Source organism: Ruegeria sp. AB7, assembly GCF_056542625.1.
Map to the genome: position 1 here is coordinate 676,654 of NZ_JBQGAC010000002.1, position 23,455 is coordinate 700,108.

General features: G+C 58.3%; 23 protein-coding genes. 7 read left to right on the forward strand and 16 right to left on the reverse strand.

Going from position 1 to position 23,455, the window contains the following annotated elements; translation table 11 throughout:
- Window positions 1-79 precede the first annotated feature (79 nt).
- The 7 genes from ACR0EN_RS08980 to ACR0EN_RS09010 form a co-directional block, all read right to left on the reverse strand.
- A complete protein-coding gene (locus ACR0EN_RS08980; RefSeq protein WP_170818163.1) occupies window positions 80-1,228 on the reverse strand; it encodes an amidohydrolase in 1,149 nt (382 codons plus the stop codon).
- Window positions 1,229-1,336: 108 nt separating this feature from the next.
- A complete protein-coding gene (locus ACR0EN_RS08985; RefSeq protein WP_170818162.1) occupies window positions 1,337-2,353 on the reverse strand; it encodes a GlxA family transcriptional regulator in 1,017 nt (338 codons plus the stop codon).
- A 317-nt stretch (window positions 2,354-2,670) separates the two neighbouring features.
- Window positions 2,671-3,666 carry a helix-turn-helix domain-containing protein gene (locus tag ACR0EN_RS08990; RefSeq protein WP_480586301.1) on the reverse strand — a complete coding sequence of 332 codons (996 nt, stop codon included), beginning with the start codon at window positions 3,664-3,666 and terminating at the stop codon, window positions 2,671-2,673.
- Window positions 3,667-3,762: 96 nt separating this feature from the next.
- A complete protein-coding gene (gene gcvP / locus ACR0EN_RS08995; protein WP_170625827.1) occupies window positions 3,763-6,618 on the reverse strand; it encodes an aminomethyl-transferring glycine dehydrogenase in 2,856 nt (951 codons plus the stop codon).
- Between the two features lie 111 nt (window positions 6,619-6,729).
- The gene (gene gcvH, locus ACR0EN_RS09000; RefSeq protein ID WP_170393732.1) at window positions 6,730-7,095 is read right to left on the reverse strand and encodes a glycine cleavage system protein GcvH; all 366 of its coding nucleotides are present in this window, start codon (window positions 7,093-7,095) and stop codon (window positions 6,730-6,732) included.
- A 17-nt stretch (window positions 7,096-7,112) separates the two neighbouring features.
- Entirely contained in the window at window positions 7,113-8,210 is a 1,098-nt protein-coding gene (gene gcvT / locus ACR0EN_RS09005; protein WP_480586304.1) for a glycine cleavage system aminomethyltransferase GcvT, read from the reverse strand.
- Between the two features lie 291 nt (window positions 8,211-8,501).
- The gene (locus tag ACR0EN_RS09010; protein WP_480586306.1) at window positions 8,502-9,689 is read right to left on the reverse strand and encodes a Zn-dependent hydrolase; all 1,188 of its coding nucleotides are present in this window, start codon (window positions 9,687-9,689) and stop codon (window positions 8,502-8,504) included.
- Window positions 9,690-9,818: 129 nt separating this feature from the next.
- Here ACR0EN_RS09010 and ACR0EN_RS09015 point away from each other — a divergent pair, with 129 nt between their 5' ends.
- From ACR0EN_RS09015 to ACR0EN_RS09030, 4 genes are read left to right on the forward strand one after another with little or no spacing between them, the layout of a single operon-like run.
- Entirely contained in the window at window positions 9,819-10,469 is a 651-nt protein-coding gene (locus ACR0EN_RS09015) for a histidine phosphatase family protein (protein ID WP_480586309.1), read from the forward strand.
- Between the two features lie 10 nt (window positions 10,470-10,479).
- Window positions 10,480-11,094, forward strand: coding sequence for a glutathione S-transferase family protein (locus ACR0EN_RS09020; RefSeq protein WP_170819223.1), 615 nt, complete (start codon window positions 10,480-10,482; stop codon window positions 11,092-11,094).
- A gap of 14 nt (window positions 11,095-11,108) precedes the next feature.
- Window positions 11,109-12,164, forward strand: coding sequence for a saccharopine dehydrogenase (locus tag ACR0EN_RS09025; RefSeq protein ID WP_480586312.1), 1,056 nt, complete (start codon window positions 11,109-11,111; stop codon window positions 12,162-12,164).
- 3 nt (window positions 12,165-12,167) lie between these two features.
- Window positions 12,168-13,310 (forward strand): saccharopine dehydrogenase family protein, encoded by a 1,143-nt coding sequence (locus tag ACR0EN_RS09030; protein ID WP_480586315.1) that lies wholly within the window; start codon window positions 12,168-12,170, stop codon window positions 13,308-13,310.
- A 66-nt stretch (window positions 13,311-13,376) separates the two neighbouring features.
- Here ACR0EN_RS09030 and ACR0EN_RS09035 read toward each other — a convergent pair whose 3' ends face one another.
- From ACR0EN_RS09035 to ACR0EN_RS09050, 4 genes are all read right to left on the reverse strand, one after another.
- On the reverse strand, window positions 13,377-13,577 hold the full coding sequence (locus ACR0EN_RS09035) for a DUF1127 domain-containing protein (protein ID WP_223117180.1): 201 nt from the start codon (window positions 13,575-13,577) through the stop codon (window positions 13,377-13,379).
- 57 nt (window positions 13,578-13,634) lie between these two features.
- Window positions 13,635-13,871 (reverse strand): DUF1127 domain-containing protein, encoded by a 237-nt coding sequence (locus tag ACR0EN_RS09040; RefSeq protein WP_170394595.1) that lies wholly within the window; start codon window positions 13,869-13,871, stop codon window positions 13,635-13,637.
- A gap of 130 nt (window positions 13,872-14,001) precedes the next feature.
- The gene (locus ACR0EN_RS09045; RefSeq protein ID WP_170408475.1) at window positions 14,002-14,319 is read right to left on the reverse strand and encodes a DUF3775 domain-containing protein; all 318 of its coding nucleotides are present in this window, start codon (window positions 14,317-14,319) and stop codon (window positions 14,002-14,004) included.
- Between the two features lie 87 nt (window positions 14,320-14,406).
- Complete coding sequence (locus ACR0EN_RS09050; protein WP_170566993.1) at window positions 14,407-15,177, reverse strand: DUF1365 domain-containing protein; 771 nt, start codon at window positions 15,175-15,177, stop codon at window positions 14,407-14,409.
- Window positions 15,178-15,324: 147 nt separating this feature from the next.
- On the opposite strand from ACR0EN_RS09050, the gene ACR0EN_RS09055 reads away from it, so the two are divergent.
- From ACR0EN_RS09055 to ACR0EN_RS09065, 3 genes are read left to right on the forward strand one after another with little or no spacing between them, the layout of a single operon-like run.
- Window positions 15,325-15,981: a sigma-70 family RNA polymerase sigma factor gene (locus tag ACR0EN_RS09055; RefSeq protein WP_170395087.1), complete on the forward strand. Its 657-nt coding sequence runs from the start codon at window positions 15,325-15,327 to the stop codon at window positions 15,979-15,981.
- Window positions 15,982-15,991: 10 nt separating this feature from the next.
- The gene (locus tag ACR0EN_RS09060) at window positions 15,992-16,642 is read left to right on the forward strand and encodes a ChrR family anti-sigma-E factor (RefSeq protein WP_170408477.1); all 651 of its coding nucleotides are present in this window, start codon (window positions 15,992-15,994) and stop codon (window positions 16,640-16,642) included.
- A 49-nt stretch (window positions 16,643-16,691) separates the two neighbouring features.
- The gene (locus tag ACR0EN_RS09065) at window positions 16,692-17,096 is read left to right on the forward strand and encodes a hypothetical protein (protein ID WP_480436536.1); all 405 of its coding nucleotides are present in this window, start codon (window positions 16,692-16,694) and stop codon (window positions 17,094-17,096) included.
- A 3-nt stretch (window positions 17,097-17,099) separates the two neighbouring features.
- Here the strand turns inward: ACR0EN_RS09065 and ACR0EN_RS09070 are convergent, their stop codons facing one another.
- The 5 genes from ACR0EN_RS09070 to ACR0EN_RS09090 all read right to left on the reverse strand — a co-directional run bounded on the left by ACR0EN_RS09070 (window position 17,100) and on the right by ACR0EN_RS09090 (window position 23,453).
- The gene (locus ACR0EN_RS09070) at window positions 17,100-18,329 is read right to left on the reverse strand and encodes a DNA recombination protein RmuC (RefSeq protein WP_170394608.1); all 1,230 of its coding nucleotides are present in this window, start codon (window positions 18,327-18,329) and stop codon (window positions 17,100-17,102) included.
- Between the two features lie 52 nt (window positions 18,330-18,381).
- Window positions 18,382-20,232, reverse strand: coding sequence for a DNA mismatch repair endonuclease MutL (gene mutL / locus ACR0EN_RS09075; RefSeq protein WP_480586319.1), 1,851 nt, complete (start codon window positions 20,230-20,232; stop codon window positions 18,382-18,384).
- Window positions 20,233-20,515: 283 nt separating this feature from the next.
- Entirely contained in the window at window positions 20,516-21,445 is a 930-nt protein-coding gene (locus tag ACR0EN_RS09080) for a metal ABC transporter permease (protein WP_170426196.1), read from the reverse strand.
- Window positions 21,442-22,647: a metal ABC transporter permease gene (locus ACR0EN_RS09085; protein ID WP_480586322.1), complete on the reverse strand. Its 1,206-nt coding sequence runs from the start codon at window positions 22,645-22,647 to the stop codon at window positions 21,442-21,444. The genes ACR0EN_RS09080 and ACR0EN_RS09085 overlap by 4 nt, the downstream gene beginning before the upstream one ends.
- Window positions 22,648-22,649: 2 nt before the next feature.
- Window positions 22,650-23,453 carry a metal ABC transporter ATP-binding protein gene (locus tag ACR0EN_RS09090; RefSeq protein WP_170819216.1) on the reverse strand — a complete coding sequence of 268 codons (804 nt, stop codon included), beginning with the start codon at window positions 23,451-23,453 and terminating at the stop codon, window positions 22,650-22,652.
- Window positions 23,454-23,455: the final 2 nt, after the last annotated feature.

The window sequence follows — 23,455 nt, forward strand, 5'->3', positions numbered from 1 at the left end:
GTCCAAATTACAGTGTGAGCGGCCGTCTTAGATCATTCATCTGACGGCCGTTCGAAGGTGCTATGTTGCTGGGCCCCGTTCAGTCTTCGTCTTGAAGCGGAAGCCTATCGCGCACGAGATTTGCCCAGAATTCCGCGCCGATCGGCAGTAACGCATCGTTGAAGTCGTAGTCATTCGAATGCAGCGGTTGCCCATTCGGGCCAGTTTCACCGTTGCCCAGTAGAATAAAGCAGCCGGGTACGGCTTCGCAGAAATGCGCGAAATCCTCTGAAAAGCTCATCGGTTGACGATTGGGAAGTGTGTCCAGCCCGGATTGCTGCGCGACGCGGATGGCAGCTTCGGTCGGGATCGGTGCGTTGATCGTTTCGATGAACTCAGTTTTGAAATCCACTTGGACTTCGACGCCATGCGCGGATGCGATGCCATGCGCAATCTTGCGCATGTGTTCTTCAATCATATTTCGATCTTCAGGGCTGCGAGCCCGCGCATCACCCTTTAGCGTTGCCGTTCCAGGTAGAACGTTGCGCTGCCCGTCGGTCAGAAATTCGGTCACTGACACAACCGCCCCGGCGCCCGGGGCCAGCTTGCGTGCGACAATTGTCTGAAGCGCCAGAACGATTTCTGCCCCCACGGTTAGCGCATCACGTCCAGACTGCGGCATGGACGCATGGCCGCCTTGCCCATTGATCGTAATTTCGAAAAGGCTTTCCGATGTGCATATTAAACCGGTTCGGGTCGACATCTGCCCGACGGGTGCCCCAGGCAGGTTATGTATGGCGTAGACTTCTTCGATTGGAAATCGCGTCAAGACATTCTCGTCCAGCATCGCTTTGGCCCCCAGTCCAAGCTCTTCATTCGGTTGAAACAGGAACACCACCGTGCCGCTGAAACCGGGATCCGAGGACAAAGTCTTTGCTGCGCCCAACAGCATCGTCATGTGACCATCATGGCCACAGGCGTGCATAATGCCGGGATTTTGTGACACGTAATCATGATCGCTGGCTTCCTGAATGGGTAGCGCGTCCATATCTGCGCGTAATCCGATCGCGCGGTTGCCTTGACCGGCCCTGAGGATACCCACCACGCCCACGCCTTCATGAACTTCAAGCCCGTATTGACGCAGCAGCGCCGCAACTTTGGCTTTGGTTTTCGTTTCATTGAAGCCCAATTCGGGGTGTCTGTGGAATGACCGCCTAAGTTGGCGCAGTTCGGGTTGGTTCAATTCCATGGCGGTTAATGTTCCCAGATTACAGGTGCTATCCGAGCGGGGCGAACTCGGACTCTAGCCCTGATTGGTAGAGTACGATCGCAGCCGGGTCCACCGGCACGGCATCTCTCAATCGTTCTGTCCCGACCAGCCTCGCCTGAATGAGGTCGGCGCTGCGCCGTATCGTTTCTTGAACCGAACTGTCAGTTGGGTCGCGCTGCCAAAACCCGTAGCGGCCGCAATTTCAGCAACGGTCATTTCTGTTTCGCTTAGCAACGCGTAGGCGCGCGCCACACGCAATTCGATGTAGAATTGTACCGGGGAAACCTCGACATACTTTTGAAACAGCCGCTCCAACTGTCGGCGAGAAATCTGAACGATCTTGGCGATCTCAGAGATATCCAGAGGCTCTTCCAGATTCTCATGCATGATCTGGATGGCGTTGATCAGGTATTGGTTCCGACTGCCCAACGCGACAGAAAACGCGGATTTCTGGAGCGTTTTTTGATTGTTGGATCGTGAGTGGATGCACATGTCCGAGACGATGATGGCCAGATCCTTTCCGAAGTCGGTTTCAATCATGTCCAGTACCATATCGGTTGCCGCGTTACCTCCACCGCAGGTCATCAGATCATTGTCAATCTCATACAGGTTAGCCGATGGTGTCAGGTGTTCGAAGTGTTCAACAAAGGCGGGTTGGTTTTCCCAATGCAGTGTGAACTTCTTGCCGGTCAGCATACCTGCCTTGGCCAGCGTAAATGCGCCGGTACAAATTCCACCAAGCTTGCAGCCAAACGCTTTCTGACGGCTGATCCACGAAAGGATCGTTGAATTAATGCTTTCCGATGGTTCGATCCCTGAACACACAAACAATCTGGATGATCGCGGTAAATTATGCAGAGCCAAGTCAGCTGCTATTTCGACTCCATTGGAGCATCGAACAGGGTTCCCATCCTCGGAGATCAGAAACCACTTGTAGAGCTCTTTGTTGGTGACCTGATTGGCGATCCTCAGCGGTTCAACCGCTGCGCTAAAGGCAAGCATGGTGAGTTTCGGCAGCAACAGAAAATAGATCTCGTTGGATGGTCCGTCATAATCGATGTCGAACGTCGCGGCCCCTTTCGGAACGAAATTCCTAGGTTTCATGCTCTCTTTTCCTAGTGCGGACCTGGATGGTAAACCGACCCGTACAATATCGTATCGATCGAAACACCAGCGTATCAACTTCGCAGATCACAAGCGAGAGGTCCTACGACAACAATTGGCCAGCGCGTAGCTGCGAGCTTGTCTGTAAGACGGCAATTGAGGATGTGGCCGGGTCAATAATTGAGCCGGTGGCAAAGCATTGTTAACTGGACTAACAATCGTATCTGTCGTCGACCTCATGAATGGTGAATGCCAAAAGTTCAGGCCCAGTGTGGTATCAACCGCATTCGACTGCGCTGTCGATTCACACGATCAAGCTAAACAGCCTGAGTTTTGCCTGCAAATCGCCGATTTCGTACACTTTCGGGCGATGCATCATAGTGATCTCGGAACGCACGCATCAATGCACTTGTGGAAGAAAAGCCCGTAGCAGTCGCCACTTCAAGATAGGTCATCTCGGTAAATTGAAGCAGGCCATAGGCCCGTTCTAGGCGAAGTTCCCGATACGTTGTCAGCAGTTTTACACCCGTTCTGTCCAGAAACCGCCGCTGTAACTGGCGCGTTGATGTACCAAGCGCCATCGCAAGTTCCGGTATCCTAAGCGGATCCTCCAGATTGTTCTGCATCTTTTCAACAACCTGTCGCACCATTGGGTCGGCTTTTGAACGTCTGATCAATCGAGCTGCCAGTTGGCTTGCGCATGTAGTTTGCCTGTCGGCCAACCCGATATAGCTGCGTACTGACTCGGCAAGATGCTCGCCGTGATCAAAGGCAACAAAATCGGACAACAAACGCAACGTGCCCAATCTGGTTGATGCGCTATGGGTGCGGCTATCTGAGGACCAGTATGTACCCGAACCGACGTCGATCAGTCCAACCTCTTGCGCTGCGGCAGAAAAGTTGGGGTGAACCGATGCAATCCGCTTGGTTGCGCGACTAGTCTGGGCGAGAAGAAACACTGCACCGCCAACGAGAATTGATCGGTAGGACAGGTTCAATACTTGGGCGATCCAGGTTTTGTCCGACGGTGTCAGAGGCCAGCTTTTGTAGATATCCCCCCAGAAAATCGCGGTTCGCCCGGTCCAGTGCAAGGGTCCGCCCGCAGCACCGTCGGCAATGGTGCGGATATTTGTAATGTATGTATGGCCTTCGTTCAGTTCATTCAGGGCACGATAGAAATCAACCAGCATATCTGCCGATGCTTCCGCTCCGCCCTCGCAAAGAATGATCTCGATCTGATGGTCTCGTTTGGGTCGTGCCAACGTGGTTTCGGTCAAATGCGCATGGTCATTTGCAGGGACATAATGCTTCATTTCTCCTCCACCTTCTTTAGCGCTTCGGCCGCGAGCAATCGTTCCCGAACTTGGATTGAAACCCCCGCCAGTTGGCGAGGGTTTATTGATTGAGGTTTATTCAGCTGCGTCCATGTATTCGGTCATTGGCGGGCATGTGCAGATTAGGTTTCGGTCTCCGTATGCGTTGTCGACGCGGTTGACGGGGGACCAGTATTTGTCGACGCCCATGGAGCCCGGGGGGAAGCAGGCCTGTTCACGGGTGTAGGGACGGTCCCAGTCGCCGACCAGATCGCGCACCGTGTGGGGAGCGTTTTTCAGCGGGTTGTTTTCCGCATCGATCTTGCCGTCGATGATGTCCTGTGCCTCGGAGCGGATGGACAGCATGGCGTCGCAGAAGCGGTCCAGCTCGTCCATGGGTTCCGATTCCGTGGGCTCGACCATCAGGGTGCCGGCCACCGGCCAGGACATGGTGGGTGCGTGGAAGCCGCTGTCCACCAGACGTTTGGCAATGTCATCGACGCTGACATGGGCCGCCTCGTCCAGCGGGCGGGTGTCGAGGATGCATTCATGCGCCACGCGACCCGTTTCCGAGGTGTAGAGGATCGGGTAGGCATCCTTGAGCCGCGCCGCGATGTAGTTGGCGTTCAGGATCGCCACCTTGGTCGCCTGGGTCAGACCCGCGCCGCCCATCAGCAGCACATAGGCCCAGCTAACCGGCAGGATCGAGGGCGACCCAAAGGGCGCCGCCGAGACCGGACCCACGGCGGTGCCGTATTCCGGGTGGCCGGGCAGGTGCTCGGTCAGATGCGCTTTGACGCCGATCGGACCCATGCCGGGGCCGCCGCCGCCATGGGGGATGCAGAAGGTCTTGTGCAGGTTCAGGTGGCTGACGTCACCGCCGATGTCTCCGGGACGCGACAGACCCACCATGGCGTTCATGTTGGCGCCGTCGATATAGACCTGACCGCCGTGATCATGGGTGATCTGGCAGACCTCCTGCACGGTGGTCTCGAACACGCCATGGGTCGAGGGGTAGGTGATCATGCAGGCGGCCAGATGGTCCGAGTGCTTTTCGGCCTTGGCGCGGAAGTCCGCGAGGTCGATATTGCCGTTCTCATCTGCCTGCACCGGCACGACCTGCCAGCCCACCATCTGGGCCGAGGCCGGGTTGGTCCCATGCGCCGAGGTCGGGATCAGGCAGACGTTCCGCTGCCCTTCGCCGCGGGCGAAGTGGTAGTTACGGATGGTCAGCAGGCCCGCATATTCGCCCTGCGCCCCCGAGTTGGGCTGCTGGCTGATCGCGTCATAGCCGGTGATCTGGCACAGCTTGTCGTTCAGATCATCGATCATCTCGTGATAGCCCTGCGCCTGATCTTCGGGGCAGAACGGGTGCAGGTTGCCGAACTCGGGCCAGGTGACCGGGATCATCTCGATCGTGGCGTTCAGCTTCATGGTGCACGAGCCCAGCGGGATCATCGCCCGGTCCAGCGCCAGGTCGCGGTCGGCCAGACGGCGCATGTAGCGGGTGATCTCGGCCTCGGCCCGGTTCTTGTGGAAGATCGGGTGGGTCAGGTACTCGCTTTCGCGCAGCGCGTAATCCGGCAGGCGATAGGCCACGTTCGAGCTGTCATCCTTGCGGTCGATGCCGAAGGCCCCCCAGACCGCCTCGATGGTCTCGGGCCGGGTCTGTTCGTCCAGGCTGATGCCCACTTTCGTGTCGCCGACCTTACGCAGGTTGACGCCCCGGGCCACAGCGGCCTCCATGACCGTTTTCTGCAGATGGCCAACCTCAACCGTGATCGTGTCGAAGAACACTTCCGGCTCCACAGCAAAGCCTGCCTCTTCCAGACCGGCAGCCATACGCGAGGTCTTGCGGTGCACCGATTGCGCGATGGCCTTGATGCCGTCGGGGCCGTGATACACGGCATACATCGAGGCAATCACCGCCAGCAGCGCCTGCGCGGTGCAGACATTCGAGTTGGCTTTCTCACGCCGGATGTGCTGTTCGCGGGTCTGCAGCGCCAGGCGGTAAGCCTTGTTGCCCCGGCTGTCGATGCTGACACCGATGATCCGGCCCGGCATCGAGCGCTTCAGCTTGTCGGTGGTCGCCATATACGCGGCGTGCGGGCCACCATAGCCCATCGGCACACCAAAGCGCTGGGTCGAGCCGATGGCGATATCCGCGCCCATCTCACCGGGCGACTTCAGCAGCGCCAGCGACAGGATATCGGCGGCGACGATGGCAATCGCCTTGTGTTCATGCAGGGCCGCAATCTCGGCGGTGAAGTCGCGCACATGGCCATGGGTGCCGGGGTACTGGAAGATGGCGCCAAAGACCGCGCCCGCATCCAGCGTGTCCGGATCAGCCACCTGCACCTCGATGCCCAGAGGCTCGGCGCGCGTTTTAATCACCGCGATGGTCTGCGGGTGGCAGTTCTTGTCGACAAAGAAGGCCGCGTTGTTGGCCTTGGACCGGCCACCGCGCTTGGCCATGGCCATGGCTTCCGCCGCCGCAGTCGCTTCGTCCAGCAAGGACGCGTTGGCCACGTCCAGCCCGGTCAGGTCGCTGACCATGGTCTGGAAGTTCAAGAGCGCCTCAAGTCGGCCCTGGCTGATCTCGGGCTGGTAGGGCGTGTAAGCCGTGTACCAGGCCGGGTTTTCCAGAATGTTGCGCAGGATCGGCGCCGGCGTGGTGGTGCCATAATAGCCCTGACCGATCAGCGAAGTCAGAACCTTGTTCTTGCTCGCCACCTCTTTCATGTGAAAGAGCGCATCGCGCTCGGTCATCGCCGGACCCCAGTCCAGCGGCTCTTTCTGCCGGATCGCGGGCGGGACGGTGGCGTCGATCAGCTCGTCCAGCGTCTTGAAGCCGATCACCTTGAGCATGTCGCGCATCTCGGTCGGGCTGGGCCCGATATGGCGGCGGTTGGCGAAGTCATAGGCTTCGTAATCGGTCAGTTTGAAGGCCATGTGTGCGCTCCTCAAGGATAGGTCAGGCCCGGCGGAGACGGCAGGAGCCTCCGGCGGAAGTATTTGGAAACAGATGAAGGGGCGGGGCCGCGCACGGACCCGCCGCCTGAGTTAACCGATGAAGGCCTTGTAGCCGGCCTCGTCCATCAGGTCTTCGAGCTGCGAGGCGTCCGCGATCTTGATCTTGTAGATCCAGGCCTCGCCTTCGGGGTCTTCGTTCAGCGCGCCGGGATTGTCGGCCAGTGCCTCGTTCACCTCGGTGATCTCGCCGTCGACCGGTGCGTAAAGCTCGGACGCCGCCTTGACGGATTCAATCACGCCGATCTCGCCGCCTTTTTCGAACTCGTCGCCTGCTTCCTGCTGTTCCACGAACACCACGTCACCCAATTGCTCGGCGGCGTGTTTGGTGATGCCCAGCGTGGCGGTGTCGCCGTCAACGCTCAGCCATTCATGCTCTTCGGAATAATAGGTTGCCATGTCTCTCTCTCCTGACTTCAACGCTTGTAATTCTGTTTGACGAAGGGCAGCGCCACGATCTCAGCCGGTTGCGGCTTGCCCCGGATGATCAGGTTCACCTTCTCGCCCGGCTCGCCATGGCCTTTGCTCAAATAGCCCATCGCCACCGGTCCACCCACCGTGGGGCCAAACACGCCCGAGGTGATCTGACCGATGCTGTTGCCCTCAAGGCACTGGATCTCAACGCCCTGACGCGCTGGCGCACGGCCTTCGGGCTTGATGCCCACCAGCTTGCGCGCGGGACCTTCGGCCAGTTCCTTCTGCACGCGGTCCGCCCCCGGAAAGCCGCCCTCTTCCTTGCGGCGTTTCTGGATCGCCCAAGCCAGCGAGGCCTCAATCGGTGAGGTGCCTTGGTCGATGTCATTGCCATAAAGGCACAGACCTGCCTCCAGCCGCAGGCTGTCGCGCGCGCCCAGACCGGCCGCTTCGCAATCCTCATGCGCCAGAAACGCCTTGGTGATCTCGATCGCCTTGTCTTCGGGGATCGAGATCTCGTACCCGTCCTCGCCCGTGTACCCCAACCGCGAGATGCGGCATTCGACGCCGTTGATCTCGGCCACCGTGGTTTCCATGAACTTCAGATCCCGCGCGGCGGGGCACAGTTCGCCCACAACGTTTTCCGCCGCAGGGCCCTGAACCGCCACCAGCGCGCGGTCGAAAATCTCGATCACTTCAACGCCTTCGAGGTGCTCACGCATATGCGGAATGTCCTGATGCCGCAGCGCCGCGTTCACCACCACAAAGTAATGATCGCCCGCATTCGACACGATCAGGTCATCCATGATCCCGCCTTCGGCATTGGTGAAAAACCCGTACCGCGCCTTGCCTTCCTTCAGCGTCGCATAAGCCTGCGGGCAAAGCGCTTCCAGCTTCTCACCCACATTCTCACCCCGCAAAATCACCTGACCCATATGGCTCACATCAAACACCGCCGCCTTCTCACGACACTGCTTATGCTCCCCCATAATCCCCAACGGATACTGAACAGGCATCTCCCAACCCGCAAAATCAACCAACTTACCCCCCAACTCAACATGCAAAGCGTGAAGAGGCGTGCGTTTTAAGGATGAAGTCATGGTGGCCACCTGCTTTGTATCAGTTACCCAGAAACGTTCCTGTCAGTCTGACCCAAGCTGCACAGATTGCAACGATTCAGCCCAGGATTTCAGCAGATCGCCTCGATCACGGCAGAACAGTATACGGGTGCATGCATCAATAATGTTCCTATAGGAAACTTTTTTCCGTTAGGCAACACTCCTTGTTCGGAGTCAGTAAACCTGTGCCGAGCACCCACCCATAGCTGGTGGACATCCCCGATAGTAACTTGGTTTAGCGTGGAAAATCGTGAAATGGTCTTCAACTTACCTTCATTCCTCAAGGGAATGGACTGCGCGATCAAGCACCCTGAGACCTGCAACCAAATCCTCTTCGGCTGTGTCTTCGGCAAAATCGTGGCTGATTCCGTCAATCGACGGGACAAAGAGCATCGCAACCGGCATCAGGCGCGAGACATTGGTGGCATCGTGGAGCGCTCCGGATGGCATATTGCGCCAACGCCCAGGCGCAATGGCCTGCGCGCCGCTTTCCAGCGCACCGCGCAAAACCGGGTCCATGCTGACGGGCTCTAACCCCAGCATCGGGCCGTAGGTTAGTGTTACGCCCTGCTCTTCGGCAATCTGCTGTGCGGTCGCGCGAATGATGTCTTCCATACGCACCAGACGCTCAGGATCGCCGTCGCGCCATTGCATCGAAAACCGCACCCGTCCCGGCACGATAGAGGACGCATTGGGGTGAACATCAACACGCCCGATGGTCCAGACGGTTTGCGGCATGACCACATTACGGAACCGGTCATTGAGGCGCGTGTTGAACAGCGACAGGGCCTGAAACGCGTCACGTCGCAAATGCATTGGCGTGGTTCCAGCATGGTTTTGCTGGCCTTGGAAGGTGATGACCATATCGCGGATGCCGACGATATCGGTGACAACGCCGATCTGTTCACCGGCTGCATCCAGTGCCGGGCCCTGTTCGATGTGCATTTCGATGAAGCCGCTGAACCGGACAGGATCAACAAAGCCTTGCGACTTCTTTGCCATTTTAGCCCGCGCGCTGCCAAAGGTGACGCCTGAGCCATCAATCAGCACGTCCGCCTGTTCCAAAGATAATCCACCTGACCAGACCGCCGATCCGGTGGTGACGCCGAACCGCCCTTCTTCGTCCTGAAAACTGACGACCGAGATGGGTCGATCACTGGAACGCGCGATTTCCAGTGCCGCAATGACGCCCAGGGCTCCGTCCAGCCAACCGCCCTCGGGCTGGCTGTCGGAATGCGAGCCCATCAGCAGCGAGGGTCCATCAGCCAGCCCGAACAGGTTTCCAACCGGGTCGACATGCGGAGTCAGGCCAGCCTCGGTCATGCGCGCGGCGAGCCACTGGCGCGCGGCGATATCAGCTTTGGAATAGGCGGGGCGGACGACGCCCTTGCCGACGCCCGAAGCCCCGAATGAACGCAGCGTGTGTAGATCGGTCAGAAACCGTGTGTGATCGACAGCCATGGGTCCTCCTTGTCGGGGTGACCATAGCGGTAAACTTCGCCTGATATAGGAGTTTTTTCGGGCCCGCGTGAAAGCCCTCTGGTCCCGGCCCCGAACCTGCCCTAAGACGTCAACGCAAGAGGGATCATCATGTCACATATCACACTTGTGCGCCACGGGCAGGCCAACACAACCGCACGGGATGAGCTGAGTTATGACCGGCTGAGCGAACTGGGTCACCAACAGGCCCGTTGGTTGGGCGCGCATTTGCGCGATACCCGCCTGCATTACCCTCGAGTTTATAGCGGCACACTCAACCGGCACGTGGAAACTGCGGCCAGCATGGGGCTGCCGCAGCCAACTCGGGATGCGCGGCTGAATGAGATCGAGTATTTCACCCTCGCCCAGTTATTCCAACAGCAGCACGGGGTTGAAATACCAACCGACCGCGAAGGCTTTGTCGAGCACTTGCCCCGCACCTTTGCCGCCTGGTCCCGGGGCGAGATCGAAGATACGCCGGAAACCTTTGAAGAGTTCGAGACTCGCGTTCGCGACGCTCTGCGTGAGATAGGCACCGAAGGCGGTCCGGCAATTGTCGTGACCTCGGGCGGGCTGATCTCGATGGTGGTGCGGCAGGCGATGGGCTTGGATATCCCATCGATGGCGCGGGTGGCGCTTGCCATCATGAACACGTCGATGCATCGTCTGCACCCGATTGGCGCGCAGCTAAGTCCGGTTCTGTTCAACGCAGTGCCCCATCTGGAAGCGCCAGACCGTCAGTTCGCGCAGACCCATCTGTAAGGAGGCTACAATGCAACTTTATTATGCCCCCCGCACAATCTCGGTCGCCGTGGCAATTGCGCTGGAAGAGGCCGGGCTTGAGTATGAGGCCATCCAACTGGACTTTGCCGGAGGTGAGCAAACCAAACCCGCCTATAAGCAGATAAATCCAAAAGGTCGGGTCCCGGCACTGGTTGTGGATGGCGGCATTCTGACCGAAACCGGAGCGTTGTTGGAATACATTGCCGCTAAAGCGCCCGAGGCGGGATTGGTGCCATCAGATTCGGTTATGGCGGCGCGGATGCGAGAGGTGATGTTTTATCTCGCCTCGACCATGCATGTGAACCATGCCCACAAGATGCGCGGGCCCCGTTGGGCAGACAAGAAATCCAGCTGGAAAGACATGAAGGACAAAGTCGCGCAAAACATGACTGAGTCCTGCGCATATATCTCGTCGAACGGGTTGCGTGGGCCGTTTGTTTTGGGCGAGGCGTTCTCGCTGGCCGACGCGTACCTGTACGTGGTTTGCAGCTGGCTGGAGGGCGACGGTGTTGACGTCTCGGCCTTTCCAAAGATCATCGCCTTCCGCGAAGCGATGGAGGCGCGTCCCTCGGTACAGGCGGTACGCACTGCCGGTATGCTCTGACAAAAGGAATTGGAATGACACATCTCTGGGTCCGGGCAGAACAGCGCCCGAACGAGGAACGGGTCGGGCTGACCCCCGAAGGCACTGCCGCGTTGATCGCGGCAGGCATCCGCGTGACAGTCGAGGAAAGTTTCGTCCGCGCCATCGCAATTGATGGCTACAAGGACGCGGGCTGTGAAATCGCGGCTGAGAATTCCTGGCCCAATGCCCCGCTGGACGCGATCATCTTTGGCCTCAAGGAGCTGCCCGAGGACGGCACGCCCCTGCCCCACCGCCATATCATGTTCGGCCATGCCTATAAGGGGCAACATTCAGGACGCGCGCTTTTGCAGCGGTTCAAGGCTGGCGGCGGCACACTTTATGATCTGGAGTATCTGGTCGAGGAAAACGGCCGCCGGGTTGCCGCTTTCGGCTATTGGGCTGGGTACGCGGGGGCTGCCGTGACGCTCAAGACATGGGCGGCCCAGCAACGAAATGAAGAATGCCCGCCGGTTGGTGTTTATAAGAACAAAGACACGTTGAACGCCGAATTGCTGGCCGAGCTGGACTCCACCGGCGCCGACCGTCCCCGCGCCATCGTCATCGGTGCGTTGGGCCGTGTTGGCACAGGCGCGGCTGATCTCTGCGAGGCAATGGGCGTCAGCGTTACCAAGTGGGACATGGCCGAAACCGCCCGCGGCGGACCATTCCCAGAAATCCTCGATCACGACCTGTTCCTGAACTGTATCTTCGCTCGTCCCGGCACACCGGTCTTTGTCCCACGGTCAGCGCTGACCACCTCGCGGAACCTTACAGCTATCGGCGATGTGGCCTGCGACCCGGATAGCGATTACAACCCGGTGCCGGTCTATGACCGCGCGACCACATGGGATGCCCCCGCCTTGCGCGTGGCCACCGATCCGGTGATGGATGTTATGGCGATCGACAACCTGCCGTCGATGCTGCCTGTCGAAAGTTCCGAGGACTACGCGTCGCAACTACTTCCGTCGTTGTTGACCCTCACCGATCTGGATAGCGGCGTCTGGGGCCGGGCAGAAGCAACTTACAAAACTCATATTGAAGGGATCTGAGCGATGACGATTCACTGGTGCGGCACCGGCCTGTCGGCCATCCCCGGCCTGCGCCGTCTTATTGAAGGCGGGCACAAAGTCACTGTCTGGAACCGGACCATTGAGAAGGCCAAGACAGAGGTTGGTGACCTCACCGACGACATCCGCGCCTTCGACATCGATGCGTTGGGTGAGGTGCTGGGAAAAGTTGACGTCATCGTATCGATGCTGCCTGGTGACTGGCATGTACCTTTGGCAGAGTTGGCAATCACGAAAGAAGCCAACTTTGTCTCTTCCTCATATATCGCACCTGAGATGCGCGCGCTGGACAGCAAGGCCCGCGAGGCCGGAGTAGCGCTGGTTAATGAAGTTGGGTTGGACCCGGGCATCGACCATCTGATGGCGCATGCGCTGGTTGCCGATTACCGCGCCTCGGACGCGTTTGATCCGCAAAACCACCTGAGCTTTATCTCTTATTGCGGAGGCGTTCCCAAGAATCCCAACCCGTTCCGCTACAAATTCAGCTGGTCACCTCTGGGTGTGCTCAAAGCGCTGCGCTCTCCTTCCAAGTCAATCCGGGACTACGCGCCGCTGGATGTCGCCCGACCTTGGGACGCGATCACCAGCTACATCGCACCGCTGCCCACTCCGGAAAGCTTCGAAGTCTACCCGAACCGCGACTCGATCCCCTTCAAGGCCGAGTACCAGTTCGAGGATCACTGGCCGGTCAAGGAATTTGTCCGTGGCACCTTGCGCCTGAACGGCTGGGCTGAGGCTTGGTCGGATGTGTTCACCGAAATCGAAACGCTGTCCGGCCCCGAAGGCGATGCGCGCTTGAAAGAGATGTCGGATCAGTTCTGGGCCGAGAACGCCTATGACGAGGGCGAGCCTGACCGCGTGGTTTTATGTGTGGGCCTAAAGGCGGAAAAGGACGGCGTTGAAGTTTGGCACAAAACCTATGTCATGGATGCCTGGGGCGACGCGCGCGGGACGGCGATGGCGCGGTTGGTTTCGATCCCGGTTTCACTGGCCGTCGAGGCCGTGCTGAACCGCGCTATTCCCGCAGGAGTTCACGCTGCACCCAGCGACCCGAAGCTGGTGCAGGACTGGATGCGCGAGATCGACACGCTGGCGCAGCACCTGCAGATCGTGGACCACACGGCCTAAATCACAAACAGCCGCTCCGGAACCTTCGGAGCGGCTGCGTTCTTAATGCGGCTTAACCCGCTATCGTCAGATGTATTGCGCAATCACCGCTTCCACATCGCAGCGGTTGATGCCCAGTTCTGACAGATCGGAATCAGAAAGCCGATTCAGTTCCTGGGCGGCACAAACGATATCCGCCCTGATCGCGTGAATTCTCATCGCCCGGTCAAACAGCATCAATGCGCTTTTTGAAGGGGTTTGTTTCGGGATTGGGTTGGCATCCAGCATACTCGTTACCTCAGCAAAATTTACAATGGACCGATATCCGTACAGCGCCGGAAAGGCTTAAACGCCGTTCAGATAGGGTATGTTCTGATAGACGTTTCGATATACGCGCCGCCTGATCTCACCACGCGGAATGCCGATATCAAAAAGCTGACGATCGCTGAGTTCTTCAAGCGCCCGGATCGTGTTCTTGTAGACCTTGCGGCGCTGCCATCCTGACTTTGGCACTGTTTGGTTCACAAGTTGGCCAAAAAGCAGATCCCGATGATCTGCTCCGGTTGCATTGACATGTGCCATGACGGTTCCTCCTAGATTCATCGCTGTGTTTGATGAACCTGATCAAAGAACTCGACATTAACCCCGACGGAAGGCCTCATTAATTTTGCTTCATACGCTAGGATAAGCTGACCCGTCGCCAGATCACCGACTACATCAGATCGTTTTCAACGTCCTCGGCTGAAATTCCCAGCGCATCCAAACCGTTTTCCAGATGGTCCGACAAATGCGGTGTTCCGATCAGATAATCCGCGCAAGGCGTCGAGGCTTCGGACTTAGCCGTCGCAATCGCTTCGGCCAAATCCTCGGCAAAAAAGCTTTCTCGACCGATCCACATGACGGCCACCAGCTCTGCTTGCTCATCCTCACCCATACGGTCGATGAATGCGCGCAATTCGCCCTCGGCCCGGTCCAGTTCACGCCCCATCATGGCGACCTGGGCGATCTTTCTTGCCGAGATTTCCAACATCTGTCTCAACTCCTCGTGTTCGCGGTCCAGGCATTTCTGCACGATCCCACAGGTGACCGTCTTTGATCTTGCGCAAAGCGGAGGGCTTTAGTGCCGCGACCGGGATACAGGCTGATCGGGAACCGGCGCGGTACGAAACGGGCTGAACCGCGCCCGTTTGAACCACAGCTTCACAGCCTGCCAGTGAATCAGAAACACCGCCCGGCGCGCGCCGAACGGACGCCGCCAGAGAGACTTTAGAATGATCCGGTTGCTGTACGGCTGGCGCGGACCGGTCAGCGTGGCAATCAAACCGCCTCGGGCACGCCCATAATCGATCCAGACACCAACACGTTCGTCCTGATAGTCAAAGCGGAAGGTATAGGTGCCCTCGATCTTCTGAAACGGAGAGACATGCATCAGCTTGTCCGCAAGTATCCGATCGGTAGGTGCAATCGGTGAAAGATCGGGTTTGTGGCACAAGTAGCTATGGCGTGTGCCATAAGTGTTGGTCACCTCGGCCACCACAGCATAAAGCTGGTTATCTTTATCAAAACAGAACCAGAAACTGACCGGATTGAACACATGCCCTAACACACGGGGTTGTGTCAGCAAGGTCATCCTGTCCGGTTGTGGAATATCTTGCGCCTCAAAGCACTCACGCAGCCAGATCCCCCCGCGACCCTGACCAGGTTCACCCCCATGATCGCAATCTCGCCAGCTTGTCAGGTTCGCGCCATTGATCGAAAACAGGTATGGGGTCTTGGGGTGGGCCTCGGGGTCTAACAAGATGTAATCGACGGAATAGCGAAACGCATTCTCGACCGCACCTTTGCGCCCGTGAAAGGTATGGCCCGCGATATAATCAATTCTGTTCATAAAACAGATTTTCCGTCCTGCCCGCAAATCATTCAATTGACATGCATTTCCGCATATCTGGTATCTCACAATACGATATTCAGCCGGTTTTGGATGAAATTTATCCAACCGACTGATCCACCTTGGGTGTCCCCACGTATTGTGGTTATGTTTACCGAGACTGACACCGCGACAATGGACGAACCGACGGCAGAAGCTGCTGGAAGAATTGTTTGGCGCGGACCTAAGCGTTTTAAGGGCAACTCGGTGAACGGACAGAATAATACTTGTGGCGCCAGAAAGGATTGGGTGGAACACGTCCGTCGAATCCGAGACGCTCAGGATCAGGCGTCCTTCGCCGAACTGTTTCAGCATTTCGCGCCTCGTATCAAGGCGTTCCTGATCAAGTCCGGTTCGGATGCCGCCCTGGCTGAAGAATGCGCGCAGGAGGTCATGGCGACCTTGTGGCACAAGGCGCATCTGTTTGACCCGACAAGGGCAACGGTTGCGACCTGGGTGTTCACGATCGCAAGGAACAAGCGCATTGACGTATTGCGCAAGCAACGCCGCCCCGAACCCGAAGACCTCGGGTGGGGGCCGGAGGCGGAGCCGGAACAGGAAGACGTTCTAGCGCTGCAACAGGAAACCGCGCAGCTGCGTGATGCCATGGCGGCATTACCTGAGGCGCAAAGACAGCTGATCGAGAAGGCCTACTTCGGAGATCTGAGCCATCGAGAAATCGCATCTCAGACCGGGTTGCCCTTGGGAACGATCAAATCACGGATACGGCTGGCGCTGGACCGCTTGCGCCACGCGATGAACTGAGATGACGAGCATGAAAAACGAGATTAAACATCACCTGACAGACGACCTGCTGATGGCCTATGCCGCAGGCAATCTGCCCGAAGCGTTTGACCTGATGGTCGCAACGCATCTGTCTCTGTGCGACCACTGCCGCGCCCGCGCTGAAAGCTTTGACGCAGTTGGCGGATGCGTTTTGCAGGAACAAGATGCGTCAGCAAGCATGAGTGACGGTTCACTGGCGGCAACAATGGCATTGATTGCTCAGGGCGCACCAAAGGTGAAACCCGCGCACCCGTCTTGTGCAGTTCTTCCGACACCGCTGCAGGACTATGTCGGCGGCGACGTGAACGCGATCAAATGGAAGCCCGTCGGCATGGGTGTCAAACAGGCAATCCTGCCCACGACCAGCGAAGCCACCGCCCGGTTGTTGTTTATCCCCGCCGGGGCAGCGGTGCCGGATCACAGCCATAAAGGCATAGAACTGACGATGGTCCTGCAGGGTGCATTCTCTGACGAGATCGACCGCTTCGACCGCGGCGATGTCGAAATCGCTGACCAGTCTATCCATCATACCCCTACGGCAGATATTTCTGAAGACTGCATTTGCCTGGCCGTCACTGATGCTCCACTGAAGTTCAGCAAGCTGATGCCGCGCCTGTTCCAACCATTCCTTCGAATCTGATCCGTTGTGGTAGGGTTGTTTATCGACGCTAACTAAATCGGGGTTATAAATGTTCTTAAGGATGGCAGTCACAGCGCTTTTGCTGACTTTTGGAGCCAGCGTTTCCGCACAGATGTCCGCAGACGTTAAATTCCAACCGGGCAATTTCGGCACGATGGTGAATGGGACTGTCACCGGCGACGAATATTTCGACTATAAACTCGGAGCCAAGGCTGGGCAGGAGATGTTCGCCGACCTTAAGGTCAGTGACACCAATGGCAACGGCGTGATCTATTTCAACATCTTGCCGCCGGATAGCGACGGCGTCGCAATTTACAACGGCTCAATCGATGGAAATACCGCCCGGATCGAGCTTCCCGATGATGGCGACTACACCATACGTGTTTATCTGATGGGTAACGATCGCGACACAGGCAAGACGGTTGGTTACAATTTGGACCTGTCGATCCAATAACGCTTACCCTTCGGTTTTGCCCAGCGGCACGACGTTTGTTTGGTCATCCGGCGCAAGCTCTTCGAAATCGAAATTATCCAACCGTTGCGCCCGGCGACCCGCCTTTTCCGCGCTGATCTTGATTTCCGAGATATCCTTTGCAGCCTGCCCGAAATGACGGTCGAGGTTCGACACCCGGTCGCCTAAACGTTCCACATCCTTATGCAGCAGCCCCAATTCCTTGCGGATCGCACCGGCCTGTTCGCGCATACGCGCATCTTTAAGGATCGCCCGCATGGTGTTCAGCGTCGCCATGCAAGTTGTGGGTGAAACGATCCAAACGCGTTTCGAGAAACTCTCTTGCACCAATTCAGGGAACTTGGCGTGCAGCTCGGCATAGACTGCCTCAGAGGGCAGAAACATCAGCGCCCCATCTGCAGTTTCACCGTCCAGAATGTACTTCTCGGCAATATCGTTGATGTGCTTACGCACGGTACTGCGGAACATTTGTACCGCTGCTTTCAGCTCCATATCATTGGTCGATCCGATCAGTGCCTCATAGGCTTCCAGCGGGAACTTACTGTCGATCACGATCGGTCCGGGAGGGTTCGGCAGGTTGATCAGGCAATCAGCGCGCCGTCCGTTCGATAACGTGGCCTGCAGCAGAAAACTATCTGATGGCAGCGCCTTCGAAACGATATCGTTCAGCTGAATTTCCCCGAAAGCCCCGCGCGTCTGCTTGTTCGACAGAATATCCTGCAATGACAGCACGTCGCCTGAAAGCTTGGTGATATTGTCCTGCGCCTTGTCGATGGCTGCCAGACGTTCCTGCAATTGCGTCAGCGAGGTCGCCGTCTGTTTCGACGAACCATGCAGCGATTCCTTCATCCGCTCCTGCATCTCAGCCAGAGCGCGCGCCGATTTCATCGCGTTATCGGCCAGCCGGTCATTCATCTGCTGTTGCACCGATGACAGGCGGGATTCAACGGTCTGGATCACCTGCACCTGCGCGTTGGCCTGCGTGTCCGAGACATGCTGTAGGCCACCCCGCAGTTGTTCCTGCCCCTGGCCCAGTTGCTGCACATGCTGCCCAAGGTGCGCCATCTGCCGGGCCAGCGGCTCCGCCATCCGAGCTGAACGCTGTGACGCTCGAAGTGACAGAAACAGAAGCAGCAGAATCAACACCACCACCCCGCCTGCAATCAGGATGATAGGGTCATTCAACGCATATTGGGTGCCAGCAATCTCGATCATATCGCCTCAGATGTTCTTGTTTTATTCTTCATAGCCCGAGCGGGCCAGCGGATCAACTGCGGCCGAACAGGCGTTCGATATCGCTCAGCTTCAGTTCCACATAAGTTGGCCGCCCGTGGTTGCACTGCCCGGAATGGGGCGTCGCCTCCATCTCACGCAGCAGGGCATTCATCTCTTCGGCCCGCATCCGACGGCCAGACCGAACCGAGCCATGGCAGGCCACGCGGCTCAGGATCGCCTCGATCCGCGCTTGCACCATCTGGCTTTCGCCCTGATCGGAGAGCTCATCAAGGATATCGAGGATCATCGCGCGGGCATCGACCTCGCCAAGAATGGCCGGAGTTTCGCGCACGGCGATTGCCCCGCCACCAAAGGGTTCGATGGTCAATCCAAAGCGCGACAGGTCCTCTGCAACGGCCATCAGACGTGTGCAGTCACCGTCTGTCAGTTCGACGATTTCGGGGATCAACAACGCTTGTGCGGCAACGCCATTTTCGGCCATCTGGGACTTGAGCTTTTCGTAAACCAGCCGTTCATGTGCGGCGTGTTGATCCACGATCACCATGCCGTCTGCCGTTTGGGCGATGATGTAATTCTCGTGCACCTGCCCGCGCGCCGCCCCCAAGGGCAGGTCTTGCGGCTTATCCACCGGTGCAGTTTCGGGCACCGGTTCCACGATGCGTCCGCTATAGTCCTGCGACAGTTCCGCAAAACCCGGAGATTGCGCCCGATAGGCCGCCTGACGCGCCGCGGGTGACGGGCGATCCATTTGATACACCCGCGCCGGGGTTGCAGGTGCCGGCTCGGGCCGCATCGCACCCAAGGTTGCGTTGGCCACGGTCGAAGATGCCCGGTGCCCGGCCTCGGCCAACGCGTGACGCAGGCTGGACACGATCAAGCCACGCGCGAGGCCGGGATCGCGGAACCGAACCTCGGATTTTGCCGGATGTACATTCACATCCACCAGCGTCGGATCACAGTCTATGAACAGCGCCGCCGCCGGATGCCGGTCGCGGCTGAGGAAATCGAAATAGGCCGCGCGCAGCGCACCGGTCAGCATCTTGTCCCGCACGGGTCGCCCATTGACGAACAGATACTGCGCCACTGCAGCCCCGCGCGAATAGGTCGGCAGCGCGGCATAGCCATAAAGCCTGAGCCCTTCGCGTGTGGCATCGATCTGCAAAGCATTTTCAGCGAACTCACGGCCAAGAACGCGCGCCAATCGGGCATGCAGCGCATCAAACAGATCGCCATTCTCGCGGTCGGCGCGGAAGGTCACGCGCGCCTCTCCCCCGCCCGAGACATCGCGCAGGGTGAACGCGACCGAAGGCTCGGCCATCGCCAAACGTTTCACAATGTCTGAAATCGCCTGCGCCTCGGCCCGGTCCGTGCGCATGAACTTCAGCCGTGCCGGGGTGGCGTAAAACAGGTCTCGCAACTCAACCACAGTCCCAGCGCGCAAGGCTGCTGGCTTCACTGCATCCATTTTGCCACCGGACACCTGGATCGAGGCCGCATCAGCACCCGAGACACGGCTGGTGATGGTCAAACGCCCGACAGCCCCCAGCGAGGGCAGTGCTTCACCGCGAAATCCAAATGTGTGGATATTCAACAGATCTGACCCGTCGATCTTCGATGTCGCATGGCGCGACAGCGCCAGAGGCAAATCCCCCGCTGCGATCCCACACCCATCATCGGTGACACGAATCAGGGTCTTGCCGCCATCCGCGACCTCAATAGCGATGCGTGTGGCCCCGGCATCGATGGCGTTTTCGACCAATTCCTTGACGGCAGAAGCAGGCCGTTCCACGACTTCACCCGCTGCAATCCGGTTGATCGCTGCGTCATCAAGCTGCCGGATGACCGGTTGATTGTCGCTGATATTGGGGTTCGCATACACCATACCGCTAGACCTAGCATAGGCGCACGCGATTCGACCACCGGTTTGAATTGTGAAGAGCGGGCTTTAAACAAGGTATCCGGCCAGTTTGACCGCGCCGTTAAGGGGGTAGCGACTAAGGTCAGAACTGGCCGGATATACCAGAGTGAGTGGTGGTCTTGTGGTTTCCAATTGAAAGTTTGGTATCACCGAAAATGGAATAAATCTTGTTAAGAATTCGTGATTGTTTCCACTTGGCGAAGTTCAGCCGAAACTGCGTGATGGGCGTTGGCGTGAATACGCCAAGTCAAGCCTGACTGGGCGCTCCGCTGCGGGTTCGGCATGGGCCAAAAGCAGCGGTCAGCGCCAGAATCAGGCCTGATATCGTGGCGATCATTCCTGCGGCGCTGACAGCATCCGCAGCCCCCAACCACAATGGGCCATAGCCTGCCAAAACATAACCGGACACGGCGGAAAGGGTTGCGAACAGGACACTCCAGACGATCTGGACTTCCAACCGGTTGGTCATCATCCGTGCCGCAGCTGGCGGGCAGATGAACATTGCAATCACGATGATCGACCCCACTGCATCAAATGCCGCGACAGCAGCAATCGCAGCTATGATCACCAGAGCCATCCCTAACGCACCAGTGCGGATACCAATTGTGCGCGCAAAGCCTTCATCGAAGGTCGATATCTTGAGCGGTCGCCAGAACAACCACGTGAACAGCAAGACCCCCGTCAGTGTCAGCGCAATGCGCGGCAATTCAGGTGGCAACCCTGCCAATGCCTGTAGATCCAGCAGCGACGACCAGTCCGTTGCATCCAGCCAGATCAAGCTTTCCAGATTGCCGTAAAGCGCATGTTCAACGTCCAAATGGACGGTCGAAGTGTCAGTCTGCTCAAGCAGTAGGACACCACCGGCGAACATGGTCGTGAATACGACACCCATCGCTGCCCCCGGCTCGATCTGACCCAATCGCCGGATCGCTTCGATCATAACCACGGCGACCACAGCAGCCCCTGCTGCGCCAAGCATCATCGGCCAGGTTGAAATTGCGCCTGTCAGCAGAAACGCGACGACAATACCGGGCAACACCACATGGCTGATCGCGTCGCCAATCAGCGCTTGCTTGCGCAGCACCAGAAAGTTACCGGGCAGAGCGCATGCGATGGCCGCGAATGTCCCAATCAACAAAGGCGTCAGCGACAGGGGTACGAACTCTTCTCCGCTCATGGCGTGACCTCCTGCGGGCCGCCGATACGACGATCAATCTCGGCGATCTGATCGCGAGTCAGCACGGTCTCGATATCGCGCAGCCCATCGTACAGCGCCGCAGAGGCCTCATGCGCCTGATCCGCGCGGACGATCTCCCACCGCTTTTCGTCTCGTAGGGCCTTGGCCGCACGCGCCCTCCCTTCCTCCGTTGCAACTCCATCGGCGCGCACAAGGCCGGTGCGGCGTAACAGGCGAATGGTTAGGGGTTCATAGATTTGCTGCCCCTGCGCCAGTGCAAGCAGTCCCTGCCGAATGTGCACTCGACGCTGGAACCGAAGGTGGCTGAGAATAGCTGCCAACACGCCCCGAACCGGCGCGAACAGGAGCGACAGGGCAAAGAACCCAAAACTGACCAGAACGATGATCGGTCCGGTCGGCAGGTTCGGAGCCGAGGCCGAAATACCTGCCCCCAGAAACCCTGCAAGACCTCCGGCCAAACCGGCCAGAACGACCACGCGGTCGGATCGCTCCGTCCAGAACCGCGCTGTCCCAGGCGGGATGATCAGCAGAGCAACAATCAGGATCAGACCAACGATCTTTAACCCGACCACGGTCACCGCCATCACGAGCCCCATCATCGCCAGATCAATCCGATGCACGGGCAACCCGCGCGCGGCGGCATATTCAGGATCGAAGGCGACCATCGTCATCGGGCGGCGGATGATCATCACCAGCACCAAAGTTGCCGCGCCCCCGATCGCGATGACCAGAGCATCCGCCCACAGCATCCCCGCAGTAGAACCCAGCAAGAATCCTTCCAATCCTGCCTGGCGTCCAACCCCCATGGTTTGAATAACCGTCAGCAGTACGACACCAAAACCGAAGAACACCGATAACACTGCGCCGATCGCTGCATCTTCTGCCAAACGTGTGCGACTGGTCAGCCAGTTCATACAGAGCAAACCAACCCATGCGGATATTGCCGAACCTGCAAGCAGTCCGATCAAGTTACGCCCATCACCACCGAGGGCCACCAGCACCATGAAGGCAAGGCAAACGCCCGGTAGGGTCGCGTGGCTGATGGCATCGCTAACCAGCGCGCGTTTACGCAGGAATAAGAACGTGCCCGTCACACCTGCTGAAACGCCCAGTAACGTCGCACCAATAGCAACCAGCGTGGCGTTATAGCCAAGCTGTAACGTCAAAGCCTCCCAAAGCATGACTACCCCAGCGCGCGCGAAATCTGATCGATCTGGGCCGTTGCGAGACGCCCGCCATAAGCGGCCTGCAGCGTTTCAGCGGTAAAGGCCTGTGCAACCGGACCTTCGGCCACTTTGCGGGTGTTGATCAGGAACACATGGTCGAAATAGTCGGTGACCGTGGCCAGATCGTGATGCACTACAACAACGGTCTTGCCAGCCTCTTTCAACGATTTCAGCACGGCGATGATCGCCTTTTCAGTCGCGGCGTCCACGCCTGCAAAAGGTTCGTCCAACAAATACATGTCGGCATCCTGTGCCAATGCGCGCGCAAGAAAGACCCTCTGTTGCTGACCACCAGAAAGCTGCCCGATCTGACGGTCGGCAAATTCCCGCATACCGACACGGTGCAGACAGTCCATGGCACGGGCGGTATGGCGGGCACGAACCCGACCCAGCAGGCCCAATTGACGCGACAAGCCCATCAGCACCACATCAATCACGCGCGTCGGGAAATCCCAGTCCACGCTGGCGCGCTGTGGTACATAGGCGATGCGTGCCCGCTGGTCCTCGAGCGGCTGACCAAACACGGTCACCTGACCCGACAGCGGAGACACGATCCCCAAAGCAGCCTTTAGCAAGGTTGATTTGCCAGCCCCATTTGGCCCGATAATCGCCGTCATGGCGCCGGGCTGCACCGTCATATCGACCGAGAAAACCGCTGGCTTCTGACCGTACGAGACGGTCAGACCACGAATGGCGAGGGGGCAAAGATCGATGTCCTGCCCGTCGACAGAAACGCCCTGAACTGTTGCGAGTTCAATCATGG